This is a genomic window from Nostoc sp. PA-18-2419 (assembly GCF_005869855.1).
Classification (GTDB): domain Bacteria; phylum Cyanobacteriota; class Cyanobacteriia; order Cyanobacteriales; family Nostocaceae; genus Nostoc.
The window spans coordinates 106,106-124,336 of record NZ_SZNH01000016.1 but is presented as its reverse complement, the minus strand read 5'-3'; the positions used below and the strand labels follow the sequence as shown (position 1 = coordinate 124,336).

General features: G+C 41.9%; 14 protein-coding genes and 1 tRNA gene. 9 read left to right on the top strand and 6 right to left on the bottom strand.

Annotated features, from left to right (window positions below; genetic code table 11):
• Nucleotides 1-58: 58 nt before the first annotated feature.
• Together FCR06_RS17810 and FCR06_RS17805 are read right to left on the bottom strand one after the other, a co-directional pair.
• Nucleotides 59-1,210 carry a 5-(carboxyamino)imidazole ribonucleotide synthase gene (locus FCR06_RS17810; RefSeq protein WP_138502020.1) on the bottom strand — a complete coding sequence of 384 codons (1,152 nt, stop codon included), beginning with the start codon at nucleotides 1,208-1,210 and terminating at the stop codon, nucleotides 59-61.
• Nucleotides 1,210-1,698, bottom strand: coding sequence for a pentapeptide repeat-containing protein (locus FCR06_RS17805; RefSeq protein ID WP_138502071.1), 489 nt, complete (start codon nucleotides 1,696-1,698; stop codon nucleotides 1,210-1,212). Before FCR06_RS17805 ends, FCR06_RS17810 begins: the two co-directional genes overlap by 1 nt.
• Before the next feature lie 754 nt (nucleotides 1,699-2,452).
• Between FCR06_RS17805 and FCR06_RS17800 the strand changes: the two genes are divergently transcribed.
• A complete protein-coding gene (locus FCR06_RS17800) occupies nucleotides 2,453-2,776 on the top strand; it encodes a hypothetical protein (RefSeq protein ID WP_189523469.1) in 324 nt (107 codons plus the stop codon).
• A 148-nt stretch (nucleotides 2,777-2,924) separates the two neighbouring features.
• Here FCR06_RS17800 and FCR06_RS17795 read toward each other — a convergent pair whose 3' ends face one another.
• Both FCR06_RS17795 and FCR06_RS17790 read right to left on the bottom strand, forming a co-directional pair.
• Nucleotides 2,925-3,245, bottom strand: a complete 321-nt coding sequence (locus FCR06_RS17795; RefSeq protein WP_223280179.1) for a PIN domain-containing protein — start codon at nucleotides 3,243-3,245, stop codon at nucleotides 2,925-2,927.
• Nucleotides 3,246-3,313: 68 nt separating this feature from the next.
• A tRNA-Val gene (locus tag FCR06_RS17790) sits at nucleotides 3,314-3,385 on the bottom strand.
• 272 nt (nucleotides 3,386-3,657) lie between these two features.
• On the opposite strand from FCR06_RS17790, the gene fbp reads away from it, so the two are divergent.
• From fbp to FCR06_RS17765, 5 genes are all read left to right on the top strand, one after another.
• Nucleotides 3,658-4,707 carry a class 1 fructose-bisphosphatase gene (fbp, locus tag FCR06_RS17785; protein ID WP_138502018.1) on the top strand — a complete coding sequence of 350 codons (1,050 nt, stop codon included), beginning with the start codon at nucleotides 3,658-3,660 and terminating at the stop codon, nucleotides 4,705-4,707.
• A gap of 412 nt (nucleotides 4,708-5,119) precedes the next feature.
• Entirely contained in the window at nucleotides 5,120-6,265 is a 1,146-nt protein-coding gene (gene tal / locus FCR06_RS17780; protein ID WP_138502016.1) for a transaldolase, read from the top strand.
• 204 nt (nucleotides 6,266-6,469) lie between these two features.
• A complete protein-coding gene (gene zwf, locus FCR06_RS17775) occupies nucleotides 6,470-7,999 on the top strand; it encodes a glucose-6-phosphate dehydrogenase (RefSeq protein ID WP_138502013.1) in 1,530 nt (509 codons plus the stop codon).
• Between the two features lie 169 nt (nucleotides 8,000-8,168).
• Nucleotides 8,169-9,533 carry a glucose-6-phosphate dehydrogenase assembly protein OpcA gene (gene opcA, locus FCR06_RS17770; protein WP_138502011.1) on the top strand — a complete coding sequence of 455 codons (1,365 nt, stop codon included), beginning with the start codon at nucleotides 8,169-8,171 and terminating at the stop codon, nucleotides 9,531-9,533.
• An 85-nt stretch (nucleotides 9,534-9,618) separates the two neighbouring features.
• Entirely contained in the window at nucleotides 9,619-11,022 is a 1,404-nt protein-coding gene (locus FCR06_RS17765; protein WP_138502009.1) for a cobyrinate a,c-diamide synthase, read from the top strand.
• Nucleotides 11,023-11,243: 221 nt separating this feature from the next.
• Here FCR06_RS17765 and FCR06_RS17760 read toward each other — a convergent pair whose 3' ends face one another.
• Complete coding sequence (locus FCR06_RS17760; RefSeq protein ID WP_138502007.1) at nucleotides 11,244-11,678, bottom strand: cyclic nucleotide-binding domain-containing protein; 435 nt, start codon at nucleotides 11,676-11,678, stop codon at nucleotides 11,244-11,246.
• A gap of 629 nt (nucleotides 11,679-12,307) precedes the next feature.
• Between FCR06_RS17760 and FCR06_RS17755 the strand changes: the two genes are divergently transcribed.
• The 3 genes from FCR06_RS17755 to FCR06_RS17745 all read left to right on the top strand — a co-directional run bounded on the left by FCR06_RS17755 (nucleotide 12,308) and on the right by FCR06_RS17745 (nucleotide 17,152).
• Nucleotides 12,308-12,982, top strand: a complete 675-nt coding sequence (locus FCR06_RS17755) for a cadmium resistance transporter (RefSeq protein WP_138502005.1) — start codon at nucleotides 12,308-12,310, stop codon at nucleotides 12,980-12,982.
• 305 nt (nucleotides 12,983-13,287) lie between these two features.
• The gene (locus tag FCR06_RS17750; protein WP_138502003.1) at nucleotides 13,288-13,977 is read left to right on the top strand and encodes a pentapeptide repeat-containing protein; all 690 of its coding nucleotides are present in this window, start codon (nucleotides 13,288-13,290) and stop codon (nucleotides 13,975-13,977) included.
• Between the two features lie 175 nt (nucleotides 13,978-14,152).
• Nucleotides 14,153-17,152, top strand: a complete 3,000-nt coding sequence (locus FCR06_RS17745) for a UPF0182 family protein (RefSeq protein WP_138502001.1) — start codon at nucleotides 14,153-14,155, stop codon at nucleotides 17,150-17,152.
• Nucleotides 17,153-17,488: 336 nt separating this feature from the next.
• Here the strand turns inward: FCR06_RS17745 and FCR06_RS17740 are convergent, their stop codons facing one another.
• Nucleotides 17,489-18,163, bottom strand: a complete 675-nt coding sequence (locus tag FCR06_RS17740) for a DUF305 domain-containing protein (RefSeq protein ID WP_189523468.1) — start codon at nucleotides 18,161-18,163, stop codon at nucleotides 17,489-17,491.
• Nucleotides 18,164-18,231: the final 68 nt, after the last annotated feature.

Below are 18,231 nucleotides of genomic sequence, written 5' to 3'. Positions count from 1 at the left end.
ACTCATTATAGCTTTCAAAAAGATGTTGTGTGTTCAACATCAAAAGTTTCTGAGAAATTTAGCCGGGATACCAGATGGATTCTATGGTCTGGGCAATAGCGATCGCCTGCTGTCGATTTTGATTATCGAGCAAAACGGTGACATGTCCCAACTTGCGCCCAGGACGCGACTCAGTTTTCCCGTACCAGTGAACGTGCGCTTGGGGAATCTTTGTTATTTGTTGACGCTGGCTTTGGTAATCGCTGTCGGAATTTTCATACCCCAACAGATTTACCATCACAGCACCAGCACTCTGTAAACTAGGATTTCCCAAGGGGAAACCACAAACTGCCCTCAGATGTTGCTCAAACTGAGAAGTTTCACAGGCGTCAAGAGAAAAATGCCCAGAATTGTGGGTACGGGGAGCAATTTCATTTACCAGCACTTTGCCATCAGCTCTCACAAATAGCTCAATCCCAAAAATTCCCACTACTTGCAGGCTATTTAATAAAGTATGGGCGATCGCTTCTATTTCTGCTACTTGATTAGGCGTAATTTCGGCTGGCGCAATTACCCGCCGACACACTTGCTGTTCTTGTTGGGTTTCTACCACTGGATAGGTGACAATTTCTCCCTCTAGAGAACGAGCTGCGATGATTGCTAATTCTCTTTCAAAAGGTACAAATTCTTCTAATAAAAAAAGAGATTTATTTGAATTTTTTATCAGATCCCAACTTAATTTTTCTTCTAAAGTAGCAAAGTCCTGAATTATAAAAGTACCCTGACCATCATAACCGTGGCGTCGGGATTTGAGAACTACTGGAAAACCTAGAGATTCTATTTTAGATTTAAGATTTTCTACCTCGTCAAGGGCGAAAAATTGCGGAACTGGCAAGCCTAAATTGCTTAAATAGCAACGCTGGTGATATTTATCTAAAAGAGGAGTTAATGCTTTTAATCTTGGGCGAAAACACACGCCTTGCTCTGCTAAAACAGATAAAGCATCTAAGTTAACAAATTCGTTTTCAAAGGTGATGACATCACATTTTTTCGCTAATATTTTTGTAGCACTGCCATCATCTACCGGAGCGAAAACAGTTTCCTGAGCAATTGACACCGCTGGGTCATTTTCATTAGGAGTTTGTACTACTAATTTTACTTCTAGCTTCCTTGCTGCATCTGCCATCATCCAGGCAAGTTGTCCGCCACCAATTATACCTACACGTTTCATTAACATCCCAGAGAATCACGAGTTTGCACACCTGTTTTAGAATTCACACCATCGGCTTTGATACACAGTTCTTTAATTTGGGCTTTATCTAAAATTGCATCTGTAAAATCTGCACCGTCTATATTCACATCATTAAAGATGGCGCGGAGCAATAGGGTTTCTTTAAGAACTGCATCGCTCAAATCTGCCTTAGTCAAGTTTACCTGATCAACCATTGCATTCGTTAAATCGGCTCCGTGGAGATTTGCTTGTGTCATCACCGAAGCACTCAATACTGCTCCCCGCAAGTCAGCGTTGGTAAAATTAGCCAATTCCATATTGGCGTTAGAAAACTCCGCAGCTTGTAAACTTTCACCAGAAAAATCACGTCTTGACAACTCTGCATTACTAAATGACAGTGGATGAGTCCAATCTACTGCTAGTGCAGGATAAGCCACGCACCAGACAATAATTCCTATAAGTAATGCCAATACTTGCCGCCAAAACATATCGAAAGCCAATTTGGTGTATAATCGCTGCATTGTAAGCTTCCCACATTGTAATTGAAACTAGCAGCCCTGCTGCCATTGGGGAATTTGTATCCCTGCTTAATATTTTGTAACGTAAAAGGCATTGCTTCTCACGTTGAGCAAAATTATTTCTGAGATAGACAAAAAGCAGTTATTACTTGGGGGACAGCATGGGGGCGATGTCTAGGCAAGATCATAACAACTAATTCGGCAAACTTATGTCACAAGGGCAATATAGCTCTTGAGTATTCCCTAGAGTCTTACTTTATATTTAATTAATTTTGCTTAAGTAATTATCAACAAAATTATTAGCAAAGACTGATACAAATGATTGTCTAGTMTCAAGAAATGATTTCTTCAAACAAAGTAATGTCTAGGAAGGGCTACGCCTACTAGCATTGATTGATTCACAACTCTTGATTTTAAAATTTTATTTTTAGGATATACATTTGAACTGAGCAGTAAGATTAACCAATGGATTTACATTTCTTTACTTTCAATTTTTTACGTAAAGTTTATTGTCTTTTGAATTAAACAGATTCTCTCGACTGCTAGTCTTTAATTAAGTAAAGCAATGGTTGAGCTTAATTATGATTTCTCTCAACTGCTTAACAAAGCTTATAAGTTGCATAAATAGCATTAACTTTATACTGAATTAGTTAATTTTTCAGCAATTTCCGAGAGATTATCTTTACCAACTACACAAATTCCCCAAACTCAGCTCCCAAACCCGATGATTAATCATTACTCGCTTCAATGGATTGAGACATGGTGCCAAGAAAATGGCTGGACAGATTTATTTGTCGAGCGACGTAACAACTACTGGGCTTTCCCTCCGGGTTGCGTAATGCCAGAACCAATACCTGTCAACGTTCTGAGATTGATTAAAGCTGAAAAAGGATTAACTTTTGAAGAACGATTGTGGTCTACTTCAGCAGTAATTGGCACAATCTTCGCTGTTCTTTTAACCTTTTGGTTGCAGTCTCCGATGCCATTAGTTTTAGCTTTCGCTTTTAATGCGGTTACGGTGGCTCAATTGGAACTTGAGGATGCCTAAATTTTTAATTTTGGGCTTTGTTAAAACTGCTCTTGTTTGGTTTCAGCAAGAGCAGTTTTTAATTTAACAATTTACAAGCTGCTTTCGATGCATGTAGATTGTGATCGCTTTTAATCTTTTGCCTCTGATAATAGGCGCTCGCTCTTCATTACACAATTTGTATTGATTGAGTATTAATTTTTGTTAAATTAGCAAGTTTTACATCATTGGTTAAGAATGTTGCATTGAAACATTTTGCAGTTGCTACAATTATTGCGTCAGGAAGCCTAGGCTTATATTGTTTGCGAAGTGCAATTGCTAATTCTTTAATATTTACTTCAATTCCTACAACTATAATCTTTGTTAAAAAATCACGAATCTGTACTTCTTTATCTGAAGTGATATTTAGATAAAATAATAATTCGATTTCCGTAATCACTAAAATCAAATATTTTCCTGATAGCAGTAGGTTTGCCAAACGACCACCCAATAAATACAAAACTCAATGCGTGATGCATTAGAGGTGGACATTTTATTTAGGAATGTATAAATATACAATGGGCGATACTGGATTTGAACCAGTGACCCCATCCGTGTGAAGGATGTGCGCTACCCCTGTGCTAATCGCCCAATCTTTCTATTGTATCATAGTTACTATAAATTGGAATTTTTGGGTTTGACACGGGAAGAGAATAATTTATTCAATTCAGATAGCGATCGCTCCCCCCCAACACTCCAATTTCAGCCATTGCTTTGGGGACGAAAGTCATCGAAGATTCATTTCTTTAGATAAACTAAAGTCGCATCTAAGTTCTCAATTTACCTTTCTAAGATAGAAACAGCGACCATAAAGTTGCGACATCTAACCCAACTAACAGCTAGTGGCTACGGAGAAGACAAAAATGACTCAAGCGCCAGAATCTTTAGATTTGTCTGTTAACGACGCTACAGACAGAGCTTTAGATCGTGATTGTACAACTTTATCCCGTCACGTCTTACAGCAACTTCAAAGTTTTTCGGCAGATGCACAAGATTTGAGTGCGCTGATGAATCGTATTGCCCTGGCTGGCAAATTGATTGCTCGTCGCATGAGTCGGGCTGGTTTAATGGAAGGCGTTCTCGGATTTACTGGGGAAGTAAATGTGCAGGGAGAATCCGTCAAAAAGATGGATGTTTATGCTAACGATGTGTTTATCTCAGTATTTAAGCAAAGTGGCTTAGTTTGTCGCCTAGCTTCTGAGGAAATGGAAAAACCCTACTACATCCCAGAAAATTGCCCTATTGGACGCTACACTCTGCTATATGACCCAATTGATGGTTCTTCTAACACTGATATCAATCTCAGCTTAGGTTCGATTTTCGCCATTCGCCAACAACAAGGAACTGATAGCGATCGCCTTGCAACTGACTTGTTAAGCAACGGACATAAGCAAATTGCTGCTGGATACATCCTATATGGCCCTAGCACAATGCTGGTCTATACTATAGGTAAGGGTGTTCATTCTTTTGTCCTTGACCCTAGCTTAGGTGAATTTATCCTTACAGAAGAAAATATCCGCATTCCTAACCATGGGGCTGTCTACAGCGTGAATGAGGGTAACTTCTGGCAGTGGGAAGAATCAATTCGAGAATACATCCGCTACGTTCATCGCACAGAAGGCTATACCGCTCGATATAGCGGAGCAATGGTGAGCGATATCCATAGAATTTTAGTTCAAGGCGGCGTATTTCTCTACCCAGGCACAATTCAAAACCCAGAAGGGAAATTGCGTTTACTTTATGAAACCGCTCCCCTAGCCTTTTTGATTGAACAAGCAGGCGGTCGTGCAACTACAGGACTACTAGATATCTTAGATGTCGTACCAAAGAAACTGCATCAGCGCACACCTTTAATCATTGGTAGTAAAGAAGATGTAGCAAAAGTAGAGTCTTTTATTCAAAACGGTCACTAGATCAGGATGACAAAAACATCTACCTAGATACGCCAAGTACAACATTGCCAAAATAAATCTCTGCTCTAAAATAAGCAAAAAGCCTACGGGATAGGACTTCTTGGTTTTGGTTTTTAAGTTTTTACTTTTGCTTTCTTGTACTAGCCTATCGATAATTAAAAGTTAATCATGGTGATTTACGATTAAGAATGCACAATAGCAGTTGTTAAAAATTAATTAAAGATTATCTCAGCGGGTCGATGTAATAAATGATTGACAACGGCAAAATTCAAAAGTCACCATCAAAAATCGACTCAACAGTCAGCAGTACCCAACACCTAATAACGAAAAGATGTTAACTGATAGCTGTTTAAAAATTTGATGGATGTCAACTTCACTACGAAACATCATACAGGAGTGAAAAACCAGAGTTATGGCAACTAATCATCTACTAGAAATTAAGCAATACGGTCAAAGTATCTGGATGGATAATTTGAGCCGTGACATTATTCAATCAGGCGAACTCCAAGACTTGGTTGAAAATCAAGGAATTGCTGGGATTACATCCAACCCAACGATTTTTGAAAAAGCGATCGCTGGTAACGTCATTTATGATGCGGATATAGAAGCTGGAGTTCGCGCTGGCTCACCAACCTACAAAATTTACGAATCGCTGATTTTTGCAGATATTCGTAGTGCCTGTGATATCTTACGCCCTGTTTATGAAAGCTCGAATCACCTAGATGGTTATGTGAGTATCGAAGTACCACCGACCATTGCCCATGATACCGAAGCAACAATAGCCGAAGCCAAACGCTATTTCCAAGARATTGACCGGGAAAATTTGATGATTAAAATTCCTGGCACTGAGTCTGGTTTGCCAGCAGTAGAACAGGTAATTGCCGATGGCATTAATGTTAATATTACTCTGCTGTTTTCGGTGGAGAGCTACGTAAATACAGCTTGGGCTTATATTCGTGGTTTAGAAAAACGGGCAAGCGAAGGTAAAGACATTAGCAAAATTGCTTCAGTCGCCAGCTTCTTTCTCAGTCGGATTGATAACAACATTGACGCCAAAATAGATGCTAAGTTGAAAAAAGGTGTTGATGATATTGCCGTAGAAGCGAAGCTGAATGCTGTTAAAGGAAAAGTAGCGATCGCTAACGCCAAGATTGCCTATCAAGAATACAAGAAAATCATCGAGAGCGATCGTTGGCAAGCCTTGGCAGCAAAAGGGGCGAAAGTACAACGACTACTTTGGGCTAGCACCAGCACCAAAAACCCCAGCTACAGCGACGTGATGTATATCGATGAGTTGATTGGTCGAGATACCGTCAACACCGTACCACCAGCCACCATCAAAGCTTGTGCTGATCATTGTAACGTCGGCGATCGTTTAGAAACAGGTGTAGAAGAAGCTTACAAGCTGATCGAAAACCTCAAAGATCCTGACATCAACATCGATATCAATGCCGTCATGGATGAACTTTTAGTTGAAGGTATTGACAAGTTCATCCAGCCGTTCCAGTCCTTGATGAACTCTTTAGAAGAAAAGATCAAGGTATTGTCGCCAGTGTAGGAGCTGGGGAGTGGGGAGTAGGAAGATGGAGAGATGGGGAGGTAGGGAAGTGTGGGGAGTATGGGGAGAGAAAGGGGGAAAGATTTCTTTCCCATCCTCCGACACCTCCCAAACTATCGGCTTACCCCATGCCCAATACCCAATCCCCAATACCCAATCCCCAGTCCCTAATCCAAAATCCAAAATCTAAAATCTAAAATTCCTATGGTCAGTCTGCTAGAAAATCCCTTGCGCGTTGGTCTCCAACAACAAGGGATGCCTGAACCCCAAATCATAGTTATCTTTGGCGCTTCCGGTGACCTTACCTGGCGCAAACTAGTACCAGCACTTTACAAGTTGCGACGAGAACGGCGCATTCCACCTGAAATTACCATTGTCGGCGTGGCACGTCGAGAGTGGAGCCACGAATACTTCCGCGAACAGATGCAAAAAGGCATGGAGGAGGCACATCCTGATGTCGATTTGGGGGAACTCTGGCAAGACTTTTCTCAAGGGCTGTTCTACTGTCCTGGTGATATAGACAAGCCCGAAAGTTATCAAAAACTGAAAACTTTATTAACTGAATTAGACGAAAAGCGGGGCACGCGAGGCAATCGGATGTTTTACCTCTCCGTTGCCCCAGCATTTTTTCCTGAAGCAATTAAGCAGCTAGGAACCGCTGGGATGCTAGAAGATCCCTACAAACATCGGCTGGTAATTGAAAAACCCTTTGGTCGTGACTTGGCTTCTGCCCAGAGTCTTAACCAAGTGGTACAGAAATTTTGCAAAGAAAACCAAGTCTATCGTATTGACCACTACTTGGGTAAAGAAACAGTCCAGAATTTGCTGGTATTTCGCTTTGCCAATGCAATTTTTGAACCCTTGTGGAATCGTCAATTTGTTGACCACGTACAAATTACTGTTGCAGAAACCGTGGGCGTGGAAGACCGGGCTGGTTACTATGAAAGCGCCGGCGCACTCCGGGATATGTTGCAAAACCATTTAATGCAACTTTACTGCCTGACAGCGATGGAAGCACCCAACTCAATGGATGCTGACAGCATCCGTACTGAAAAAGTCAAGGCACTCCAAGCTACCCGTTTAGCTGATGTTCACAATCTCTCGCGTTCGGCAGTACGTGGTCAATATAGTGCAGGCTGGATGAAAGGTCAACCAGTACCCGGGTATCTAGAAGAACCAGGTGTCGCTCCCCAATCCGGAACACCCACCTATGTAGCAATGAAGTTTCTAGTTGATAATTGGCGCTGGCAAGGTGTTCCCTTTTACCTGCGTACTGGTAAGCGGATGCCAAAAAAAGTCAGTGAGATTTCCATCCACTTCCGCGAGGTTCCTTCTCGGATGTTTCAATCTGCCGCGCAACAGACAAATGCCAATATTTTGGCAATGCGGATTCAGCCGAATGAAGGAATTTCTTTGCGCTTTGATGTAAAAATGCCTGGGGCCGAATTCCGCACCCGTTCCGTTGACATGGACTTTAGTTACGGCTCCTTTGGTATCCAAGCCACTTCCGATGCCTATGATCGCCTCTTCCTTGATTGTATGATGGGCGATCAAACATTATTTACCCGTGCCGACGAAGTAGAAGCAGCTTGGCAAGTAGTAACTCCAGCGCTTTCGGTTTGGGATGCACCCACAGACCCAACCTCCATTCCCCAGTACGAAGCTGGTACTTGGGAACCAGCAGAAGCAGAATTATTAATTAACCAGGATGGCCGTCGCTGGCGCAGACTGTAGAAACTTAGGAGTTAAGAGTTAGGAGTAATAATTTATGAGTAATGAATAATAAATTATGAGTTTTTCAGTTCTTCTAACTCTAATTACTAACTTCTAAACTCTTAATTTTAACTCCCAACTCCTAACTTCTAACTTATTCAACAAACAAAGTTGACAACTCAAAACTACTATGGCTCCCCAAGCTTCTACAATTTTTTCACTCCAGACACCTAAAGATATTTCGCTTACAGAAATAGAAGCGGAATTGCATCAAATCTGGCAAAGTTACGGTATTACCGGCGAGGATGGTGGGCTTCCTGCTGCTACTCGCGCCACGACATTTACTTTAGTAGTTTACGAACCAGAAGAAACCCAATATCTTTTGGCTACTTTAGGATTTTACAATGGGCCGTTGGATGGGATTTTAGGACCTCAGATGGAAGCTGCCCTGCGGCAAGTACAGAGAAAATATGCACTGCCACAAACTGGAAGTGCAACACCTGAAACCCTAGCTATCTTACGGGAAGAATTCACTAAACGTCAGGGAAATGCGGCTAACGGAGATAATAGTTCTTCTTATAACTTAAATGCTCCAAGTCCCAGGATCGCCGATGAAATCGCTCTCCGTAACCCCTGCCGGATTATTGCCCTGTTTCCCATTGCTGGAGAAGATGAAGGAGTCAAGGCTCAAGTTTCTGCTTATTGCCCCATCCAAAAGCAATCCTCAAGTACACTCATCTGCTGCGAATATATAACTCTCAGCGGTACTGCTGCCGCTTTGGAACGCATAGGCGGTATGATTCCAGCATTGTTGATTGGTGGCTTGCCCAAATTTCTTTGGTGGAAGGCAACACCAGACCCCAACAACACTTTATTCAAACGGCTGGCAGCAGTCTGCAATAATGTGATTGTGGATTCTTGCCGCTTTAATGAGCCAGAAAGTGATTTACTTCGCCTAGAAGAGTTGGTGGAAAGTGGTGTTCCCCTAGCTGACTTGAACTGGCGTCGCCTCTCGGCATGGCAGGAATTAACAGCTCAAGCCTACGATGCACCCCACCGTTGCGCGGCCCTCAAGGAAATTGACAAAGTAACAATTGATTACGAAAAAGGCAACCCAGCACAAGCATTGCTGTTTTTGGGTTGGCTGGCAAGTCGGTTAGAATGGCTGCCAGTTTCCTATCAAAAGGAAAGTGGAGATTATGACATTACTAAAATTCGCTTTGTTGGCCACGAGCAGCGACAAGTAGAAGCCGAGTTAGGCGGAGTACCTGTTGCCGATATTGGTGAGATTATTGGTGACTTGATTGCTATCCGCCTGAGTTCCACAAATCCCCAAGCAGATTGTGGTACAGTCATCTGCTCAGAAACAGGTGGTTGTATGCGGATGGAAACACACGGTGGTGCCCAAGCCGCAGGTCTATTTCAACAAGTGAGTTCACTTTCGGAACAAAAGGCGGAAGCATTGCTGAGTCAGCAGGTGCAACGCTGGGGTCGGGAGTCACTTTTTGAAGAAAGTCTCGGAGTGATCACGAAAACTTTTAAGATTGAGAGTTAAAAGTTAGGAGTACAGACAAGGGTTAACCTTTGTCTGCACAACAGTTAGGAGTTATAATTCATAACTCCTAACTCCTAACTTTTTTATGTCTGTAATCATTGCTGGAGAACGTAGTGGGGTGGGCAAGACAACAGTTACGCTCGCCCTTTTAGCATCTTTATGTCGTCGCGATCGCTCCGTGCAATCTTTCAAGGTTGGCCCAGATTACATCGACCCCATGTTTCATCAACATGTAACTAATCGTGCTTGTCGAAATTTAGATCCAGTACTAACTTCTGAAACTTACGTGCAACAATGTTTTGCCCGTCATAGCCAACTAAGTGAATATGCCGTAGTAGAAGGAGTAATGGGGCTATTTGATGGAATTGGACATAGGGAATCTGGCATGGAGCATGGGAAAGAAAAGCGAAAATCAACTGATTTTGCCAGTACCGCACACATCGCGCGACTATTAGATTTACCTGTGGTGTTGGTAATTGATTGTAGCCGTTTGTCTGGCTCTGTGGCCGCGATCGCCCACGGCTACAAATCTTTCGATCCCCAAATTAAAATCGCTGGGGTAGTTTTAAATCGAGTGGGGAGCGATCGCCATCTATCTCTGCTCAAAGACTCCTTAAAATCCCTACAATTACCGATTCTCGGTGTGCTGCGGCGTCAAGATAATATTACAATTCCCGATCGCCATTTGGGTTTAGTACCCACAGCCGAACTTCGCCAACTCGATGCTGTTATCAATCGCCTTGCCGATTTAGGAGATACCTGCTTCGATTGGCAGAGCCTATTACCCTTGTTAAAATCAAAACCTCTCCCCATCTCCTCATCTCCTCATCTCCCTACTCCATACTCCCCAGTCCGAATTGCCATTGTCCGCGATCGCGCTTTTAATTTCTACTACCAAGACAATCTCGATTTGCTGCAACAACTTGGTGCAGAACTAGTTTACTGGAGTCCTCTAGTAGATGCTGAACTACCAAAAGATGTCCAAGGAATGTATTTTGGGGGTGGTTTTCCAGAAGTTTTTGCTCAGCAATTAGCAGAAAATATCACCGCCCGTAATGCGGTGAAAACAGCAATTCTCAAAGGAATGCCCACAATTGCCGAATGTGGTGGATTAATGTATTTGTGCGAGCAAATTACCGATTTTGAAGCTAAATCTTGGCCAATGGTGGGAGTTTTACCAACGTCTGCTCTGATGGGTGGACGTTTAACTTTAGGATATCGGCGTGCTGTAGCTTTGCAAGATAATCTTTTGGTGAAGGCGGGTAAAACTATTTATGGACACGAGTTTCATCGTTCCCGTTTAACTTCAACTCCCAATCAGCCCCTATTTGACACTTCTCGCTACGATTCTGAAGAAAATATGGGATACGAAGGATGGGGTTTGCCTATGAACGTTTATGCTTCTTATGTTCATTTGCATTGGGGAGAAAGTGTAGAAATACCACAGCAGTTTATTCAGCAATGTAGAAGTTATAGCAGTCTTATTTGAATAATAAAATTATTATTCATTAAAAGCTTTTGTTATTCAAAAACTGTAATTCGTAATTTATAATAAATATAAAAATTATTTAAATATAGCTGTACTCATACCCTTTAGGATATTTTGAAAGGATGAATGCTAGGAATAGTAGTAGTTCTACCTCCTGCCTTGTCTTCGACACGCTACGCGAACTGTCTCCTGCCTCTTGCTATATTGATAGAATTAAATAACTATGAAGCGTTAACATCAACATTCTCATTCAGCTTGCGAATCAACCGCGATAACTCACGAATGATATTCACTGCAATATCTGGGGTTTCTTCAATGGCATCATACAATTGCTCTTGAGTTAGTTCTAAAAATTCACAAGGTTCCAAAGTGGTGGCAGTGGCGGAACGAGGTTGAGTATCAAATACTGCCATTTCACCAAAGTATTTTCCTTGTTCTACCTCTGCTAGCTTTTTATTGCCGATGTGAACTTTGACTCGGCCCGAGACGACAATGTAGAGCGATCGCCCTTCTTCTCCTTGCCTAAAAATCGTGTAATTAGCTGGAAACGATAGTTCGTTCATCACTGAAGTCAGCCGTACAATAAAATCATCCCGCAATTCCTTAAAAATCGGGACTCGGCGGACAAATAATAAACGGTCAACACTAGTTAGCATAATTACAAGTTGAAAAAATTAAACGTTACTAATACTATGTAGGGGCGTACAACTGTATGCTCCTACATAGTATTAGTAACCGGATTTACTGTAAAGTCAGAGCGCGATTAGTTATATTAACCGATGTCGATCGCTAGTTGCCAAGAAGATTTCAGACTTGAGTGACAGAAATTTACTTAGCATTTAACGAAATCCATCTTGAATTTAATTCATAATTATTAATTAAATTTGGAGTGCCTAAATTCTGGATTGGCTGAGATTTGAACTTTGATGAGTCAGGACTCACTACTGAGTAAGGTAAAACTATTAATCACTTTAATTTATCATTTTAAAAAACAAGAGTATTTGCTCTTATTCGGTTAAAAGTCATAATATTGACACCATGAACTCCCAGGGTACCTTGCTGAGAAAAAAATCACCAATTTGATGCGAATTTAATTGGAGGCGTAGTTTACCACCGTAGGCATCACTCTTCAAAATCCTCAAAATTGGGAAATTGGCTAATGACTAGCGAACTTCAATTAATTGTCGCTAGGCAAAACAATCACAACATCTCCTAAACTGCCATCACATCGAGAAGCAGAGAAGGACTTCGAGCAAAGAGCATTGAATCATTGTGAGTAACGACCATGAGTTGGCTAATTAGTACGGTAATTATTGGGGTCTCTGTCGCTTTTGCAACTACCTTTGACGACAATTTATATTTGACGGTTTTTTTTGGAAAAGTTAATCGCACCTTTCGTCCTAAGCATGTTATTATCGGTGAATTTCTCGGATTTACTACATTAGTTTTTGCTAGTCTCCCTGCTTTCTTCGGTGGTCTGGTTATTCCAAGTACCTGGATTGGTTTATTAGGTATACTTCCCATCGCCATTGGTATCAGTAATTTGATCGGTCGAGAAGACAGTGGAGAGATAGTGCAAGATGTGTCAATAAATTTACCCTCTCTTAGCAAATCTGGGCGGCAGAAAAAATCATTGTTGGCAATTATCCGCGACCCACAAACATACCGTGTTTCAGCAGTTACTATTGCCAATGGTGGAAATAATATTGGGATCTATGTACCATTGTTTGCTACTAGCAATCTTCCAAGTTTGAGTGTAATTGTGTGTGTTTGCTATTTGGCTATTGGAGCGTGGTGCTTACTTTCTTATAGCCTAACTCGTAATCCTTTGATGACTCCCGTTCTAACTCGCTATGGTCGAAAAGTCTTTCCCTTTATCTTAATTTACTTGGGACTGTCTATCTTGATTAAAAGTGAAACATATCGACTTTTACCGAGTTTGGCAATGCTTTCCCATTAGGCATAACACCATCGCCTCATGCTTTACTTCCTACATTGGGATACTATACTTTTTGATTCGCCGCTATGCATCTGTGCAATTAGCTACTCAAAACTCTTGATGGGTATCATGTAGCTGATTTGCTCAAAAAATCGACCTCTGGTTTCCCATCTGTAAAGCATTTATTCATCACCTGTATTTATTATTTTGAATAAAAATAATATTTGCTGTTATCAATTAGTATATTTAAAGTGAAAATCAAGCACATTATTGGTAGCTCATACAAAAGTAAGTTCATCACTGCAAATGACAATAGAGAGGAACTAATGAATAAACCAAATCTAAAAAAATTAACTCAGCGGATCTTAACTGCCGTATTTCTAGTACTTGTAGTAGCATTTTTATTAGTTGACCAGCCTAGCGCTAAAGCTAAAACACTAACACCATCCATACCCAAACAATCCCAACCAGCTTTAGAACCAGCTCCGGTAATACCTCCAACTGTATCGCCAGTTTTGGAACCAGCTCCGGTAATACCTCCAACTGTATCGCCAATTTTGGAACCAGCTCCAGTAATGCCTCCAACTGTATTACCAGTGGAGTCGGTAGCAGCGAACGTTAAACGTTTACTAGCAACCAAAGAATGTGTCGGGTGTAATTTGACTGGTGCAGTTCTTAAAGATGCAAATCTGCAAGCGGCAAACTTGGAAGGTGCAAATCTACAAAAAGCAGATTTTGAAAGAGCGAACTTACAGCAAACAAACTTGCAAGGARCAAACTTACAAGGAGCAGATTTAGGCAAAGCAAACATCGCCGGAGCAAATTTGGCGGGAGCAAACCTGTTTGATGCAGACTTAGAGAAGGCTAACTTATTGGGAGCTAACCTCCAAGCGGCAAACTTGCAGGACGCAGACTTAGAAAACACAAATCTCACAAACGCAAATATGCAGGGAGTAAACCTGATGGGAGTTGACTTGGAAGACGCCATCAGACCGGAAGGATTCGTTGTTCAGTAATTAAAACTGCACATCTACAGCGCGAAATCAACGTGCCTGTGCTACTTTTATCAGCGAAATAACTCCACATAATCAAAGTATTGACAATCCCATTGGCTAAAGTCGGTGGGATTGTTGCTTCATAGTCTTTTGTGAGGACTAGAATTATGAAAAGTACTAGATTGGCTGCCAGGGAATGTTCTGGAAATGGAGCTTTAGAGTATTTATCGTATTCCTGGGGTTCTGGGTACTCCTGGATTTAGTTTCCCGCTTGGGAGCAGAAATTTTTTGGTTTGAGGAAGTCGGCTACCTGCGAGTATTTCTAGTCCGGCTAGTGACTCGTGGTATTTTGTGGGTAGTGGTAGCTAGTGTTAGTGCCGCCTATCTACTGATAAACCTGGCTCTAGCACAACGGCTAAAGTATCCCCGGTCTTTGAAGATTGAAGAAGTTAAGCTTAAAAGTGACTCAAAAAACTTTCTCAGTCGTGATTATTCCAGACGCGAGCGAATCTTAAGACCTGAGACGCAAGCCTTAAAACCATTAAAATTACCGTGGTTGTTGCCCCTAGTTTTGATATTCAGCTTGTTGATCGGGTTAATGCTGGCTCACTACGGGCAAATTGCTCTTTCCTACTGGCATTCTCCAATTGATAACACTAACTTACCAATTCCCGCCCTATTCCGACCGCAGAGAATCTGGCAACTTTTAAGGCAGATTGTCTCTCAAATTTGGTATCTCGGCTTAATTGTGGCAGGGGCGATCGCTATTTTAATTTATCCTGGATTTTTACTCGCAGCGATCGCAGTTATCTTCAGCACCATTTTTGGGTCGATACTATTTCAAAACTGGGCAAAAGTACTCGAATATTTTCACCCTACTACTTTTAACACTACTGAGCCTTTATTTGGTCAAGATATCAGCTTCTATATATTTTCCTTACCGTTTTGGCAACTGCTGGAACTCTGGCTGATGGGATTATTTTTGTATGGCTTTGTCGCCGTCAGCCTAACTTATCTCCTGTCAGCTGAGAGTTTGAGTCAGGGCATTTTCCCTGGCTTTTCACCCCAGCAGCAGCGTCATTTATCTGCTATGGGTGGCTTGTTGATGCTCTTAGTAGCTTTGAGTTATTGGCTAAGTCGCTATGAACTGGTTTATTCTACCCGTGGAGTCAGTTATGGTGCTAGTTATACCGATGTCACCGCCCAGTTGCCAGCTTACACTCTCTTATGCGTTGTGGCTCTTGGCATCGCCTTTTACCTACTTTGGCGAACGTTGTTCTGGAAACCCAAATCTCAGTATCGCCGCTTGGTGGTTTACGGATTAGGCGTTTATCTAATATTAGTTCCTGTAACTGACGTTGTTCTTCCAACTGTGGTGCAATATTTAATTGTCCAACCGAATGAATTACAAAGAGAGCAACCCTACATTCAGCGTACTATTGCCTTGACTCGTCAAGCATTCGATTTAGAAGCGATCGATGCTAAAACCTTCAACCCCCAAGGAACATTAACTGAAGCTGATATTCAAAAAAATAACTTAACAATTCGCAATATTCGCCTTTGGGATGAGCGACCACTACTAGAAACCAACCGTCAGCTACAACAAATTCGACCATACTATCGGTTTCCCGATGCCGATATTGATCGCTATACTCTGAAAACAGAGGTTAGTTCAGACAGAGCATCTGTCCCCGCAGCGTCGAAACCGGAATTAGTTGGAGTAGAACGGCGTCAGGTATTAATTGCTGCACGAGAATTAGACTACGGTGCTGTACCACAGCAGGCTCAAACCTGGGTTAACCGCCATCTAATTTATACCCACGGTTTCGGGTTTACTGTTAGCCCAGTGAATACAGTAGCGCCGGGTGGGCTACCAGAATATTTTGTCAAAGATATTAGCAGTGACAGTAGCGCCCTGACAACTTCTAGTCAAGGTATTCGTGAAAGTATTCCCATTGTAAAACCCCGGATTTATTACGGTGAAATCACTAATACTTATGTGATGACTGGTACAAAAGTTAGAGAATTGGACTACCCCAGTGGTAGTGACAATGTTTACAACTCTTACGATGGACAGGGGGGGATTAAAATTGGTTCAGGATGGCGTCGCTGGCTATATGCCATGTATTTGAAAGATTGGCAGATGGTCTTCACCCAGGACTTTTTACCCGATACAAAACTGCTATTGCGGCGGAATATCAAGCAAAGAATTCAAGCGATCGCCCCTTTTTTGCAATTTGACAGCGACCCTTATTTGGTGACTGCTGATGCAAATCCTCAAAATACCAATCCAGATTACCCAAATGGGAAAAATTATCTTTACTGGATTGTGGATGCCTACACAACAAGCGATCGCTATCCTTACTCAGACACAGGTAGCGAGGGTATTAATTATATCCGTAACTCTGTGAAAGTAGTGATTGATGCCTACCACGGCATCGTTAACTTTTATATTGCTGATCGCAGCGATCCAATTATTGCCACTTGGTCAAAGATATTTCCCAACACCTTCAAACCGCTCAGCACCATGCCAGTTAACCTCCGCAATCATATCCGCTATCCTGAGGACTTATTCAAAATTCAATCTCAGCGGTTGATGACCTACCACATGACCGATCCCCAAGTATTTTACAACCGGGAAGACCAGTGGCAAATTCCTAACGAAATCTATGGCAGCGAACCCCGTCCAGTAGAGCCGTATTATTTGATTACTGGTCTACCTACTGTAACCTTTGAAGAATTTATCCTGCTTTTGCCCTATACTCCCAAACAGCGGACTAATTTAATCGCTTGGTTAGCAGCGCGATCCGATAGTGTTAATTACGGGAAGTTATTGTTATATATTTTTCCTAAAGAAAAACTAATCTACGGCCCGGAACAAATTGAAGCACGGATTAACCAAGACCCAGTAATTTCACAGCAAATTTCTCTATGGAATCGCCAAGGTTCGAGAGCCATTCAGGGAAATTTATTAGTAATTCCCATTGAGCAATCGCTACTTTACGTCGAGCCAATTTATCTAGAAGCTACACAAAATAGCTTGCCAACTTTAGTGCGAGTAGTTGTGGCTTACGAAAACCGGATTGTGATGGCACAAACATTAGAACAAGCATTACAAGCAATTTTTAAACCAGAAGTCACACCACCTGCTGCGATTATCCGTCCAGTTGAAGAAGGAACACCGACAGGGCAGTGAGGGGACTGGGGAAGAGGATGGGGGGATGGGGGGATGGGGAGGTAGGGAGAAAGTAATTTGGCGTTATTGAATTAAGGGATGATTTAGCAACTGATAAAATTCTTCTCCATCCCCCCTGCCTGGCTAAATTCATCGCCCTGTTCTGCAAAACTAGTAATTCTCCTTTCCCCCTACCTCCCCATCCCCCTACCTTCCCAGGGACTTCCAGAGAATAAATTAACCAATTTATTTAGATGATAGTTTTCTTTCTCCCCCTGCTCCCTGCCCGCCTGCCCCCCTGCCTACACAACGATTGATTATTTTTTTAATTGTCAGTCCCCCATCCCCCTCACTAAATTACTGCTTGTACCAAGTTTTTCGCCATTGCTGCATTTGTTTAATTTCTGTATCTTGTGCTTTGATAATTTCTTGGGCTAATTGCTTGATTTCGGGGCGCTTAGACTTAGTTAAGGCATCTTGTGCCATTTTTACAGCGCCTTCATGGTGAGGAATCATCGCATTGATAAAACGCAAGTCAAATTTAGCATCAGCTGCACCTAAGTCTTGATTCATCATCATCGCTTTCATTTGGTCAGATGACATCTCCATAGTGTGACCCATTTGACTGTCATAAGCCATTGGTTTAGTTCCTGCACTCGGATACCAAGCTTGTCGCCACTGCTTCATTTGAGTAATTTCTTGGTTTTGAGATTTGATGATATTGTCTGCTAGTTTTTTAATTTCAGGACGTTTAGATTTTTGCTGTGCTTCTTCGGCCATTTCTAAAGCCCCTTGATGGTGTGGTGTCATCGCATCGATAAACCGTAAATCAAAATTAGCATCGGCTGGGCCTAAATCCATTCCCATGCTGTGATTCATGTGATTGTCGCTAGCATTGGTAGCAGTTGCGTTTGGGGCTTGGGTTTGGTTCTGAGAAGCAGCATTAGAACAGGCTGTGAGTAATCCACTTACTGAAGCGATCGCCGCAAAGGTTAATGCCAAAAAACCGTTCCTCAAAGATAGCAGTTGCATAAGTTTCATTCAACAGTTTCATTCTTCTATATTTACTTGTTAACTGTACAGCCAAAAATGAAATGAGG

What these genes read in the sequence shown, in the direction of transcription:
- FCR06_RS17810 (WP_138502020.1), bottom strand. Translation starts at nt 1,210, where the DNA reads ATGAAACGTGTAGGTATAATTGGTGGCGGACAACTTGCCTGGATGATG.
- fbp (WP_138502018.1), top strand. Translation starts at nt 3,658, where the DNA reads ATGACTCAAGCGCCAGAATCTTTAGATTTGTCTGTTAACGACGCTACA.
- FCR06_RS17800 (WP_189523469.1), top strand. Translation starts at nt 2,453, where the DNA reads ATGATTAATCATTACTCGCTTCAATGGATTGAGACATGGTGCCAAGAA.
- zwf (WP_138502013.1), top strand. Translation starts at nt 6,470, where the DNA reads ATGGTCAGTCTGCTAGAAAATCCCTTGCGCGTTGGTCTCCAACAACAA.
- opcA (WP_138502011.1), top strand. Translation starts at nt 8,169, where the DNA reads ATGGCTCCCCAAGCTTCTACAATTTTTTCACTCCAGACACCTAAAGAT.
- FCR06_RS17755 (WP_138502005.1), top strand. Translation starts at nt 12,308, where the DNA reads ATGAGTTGGCTAATTAGTACGGTAATTATTGGGGTCTCTGTCGCTTTT.
- FCR06_RS17745 (WP_138502001.1), top strand. Translation starts at nt 14,153, where the DNA reads ATGTTCTGGAAATGGAGCTTTAGAGTATTTATCGTATTCCTGGGGTTC.
- FCR06_RS17765 (WP_138502009.1), top strand. Translation starts at nt 9,619, where the DNA reads ATGTCTGTAATCATTGCTGGAGAACGTAGTGGGGTGGGCAAGACAACA.
- FCR06_RS17740 (WP_189523468.1), bottom strand. Translation starts at nt 18,163, where the DNA reads ATGCAACTGCTATCTTTGAGGAACGGTTTTTTGGCATTAACCTTTGCG.
- FCR06_RS17805 (WP_138502071.1), bottom strand. Translation starts at nt 1,698, where the DNA reads ATGTTTTGGCGGCAAGTATTGGCATTACTTATAGGAATTATTGTCTGG.
- FCR06_RS17760 (WP_138502007.1), bottom strand. Translation starts at nt 11,678, where the DNA reads ATGCTAACTAGTGTTGACCGTTTATTATTTGTCCGCCGAGTCCCGATT.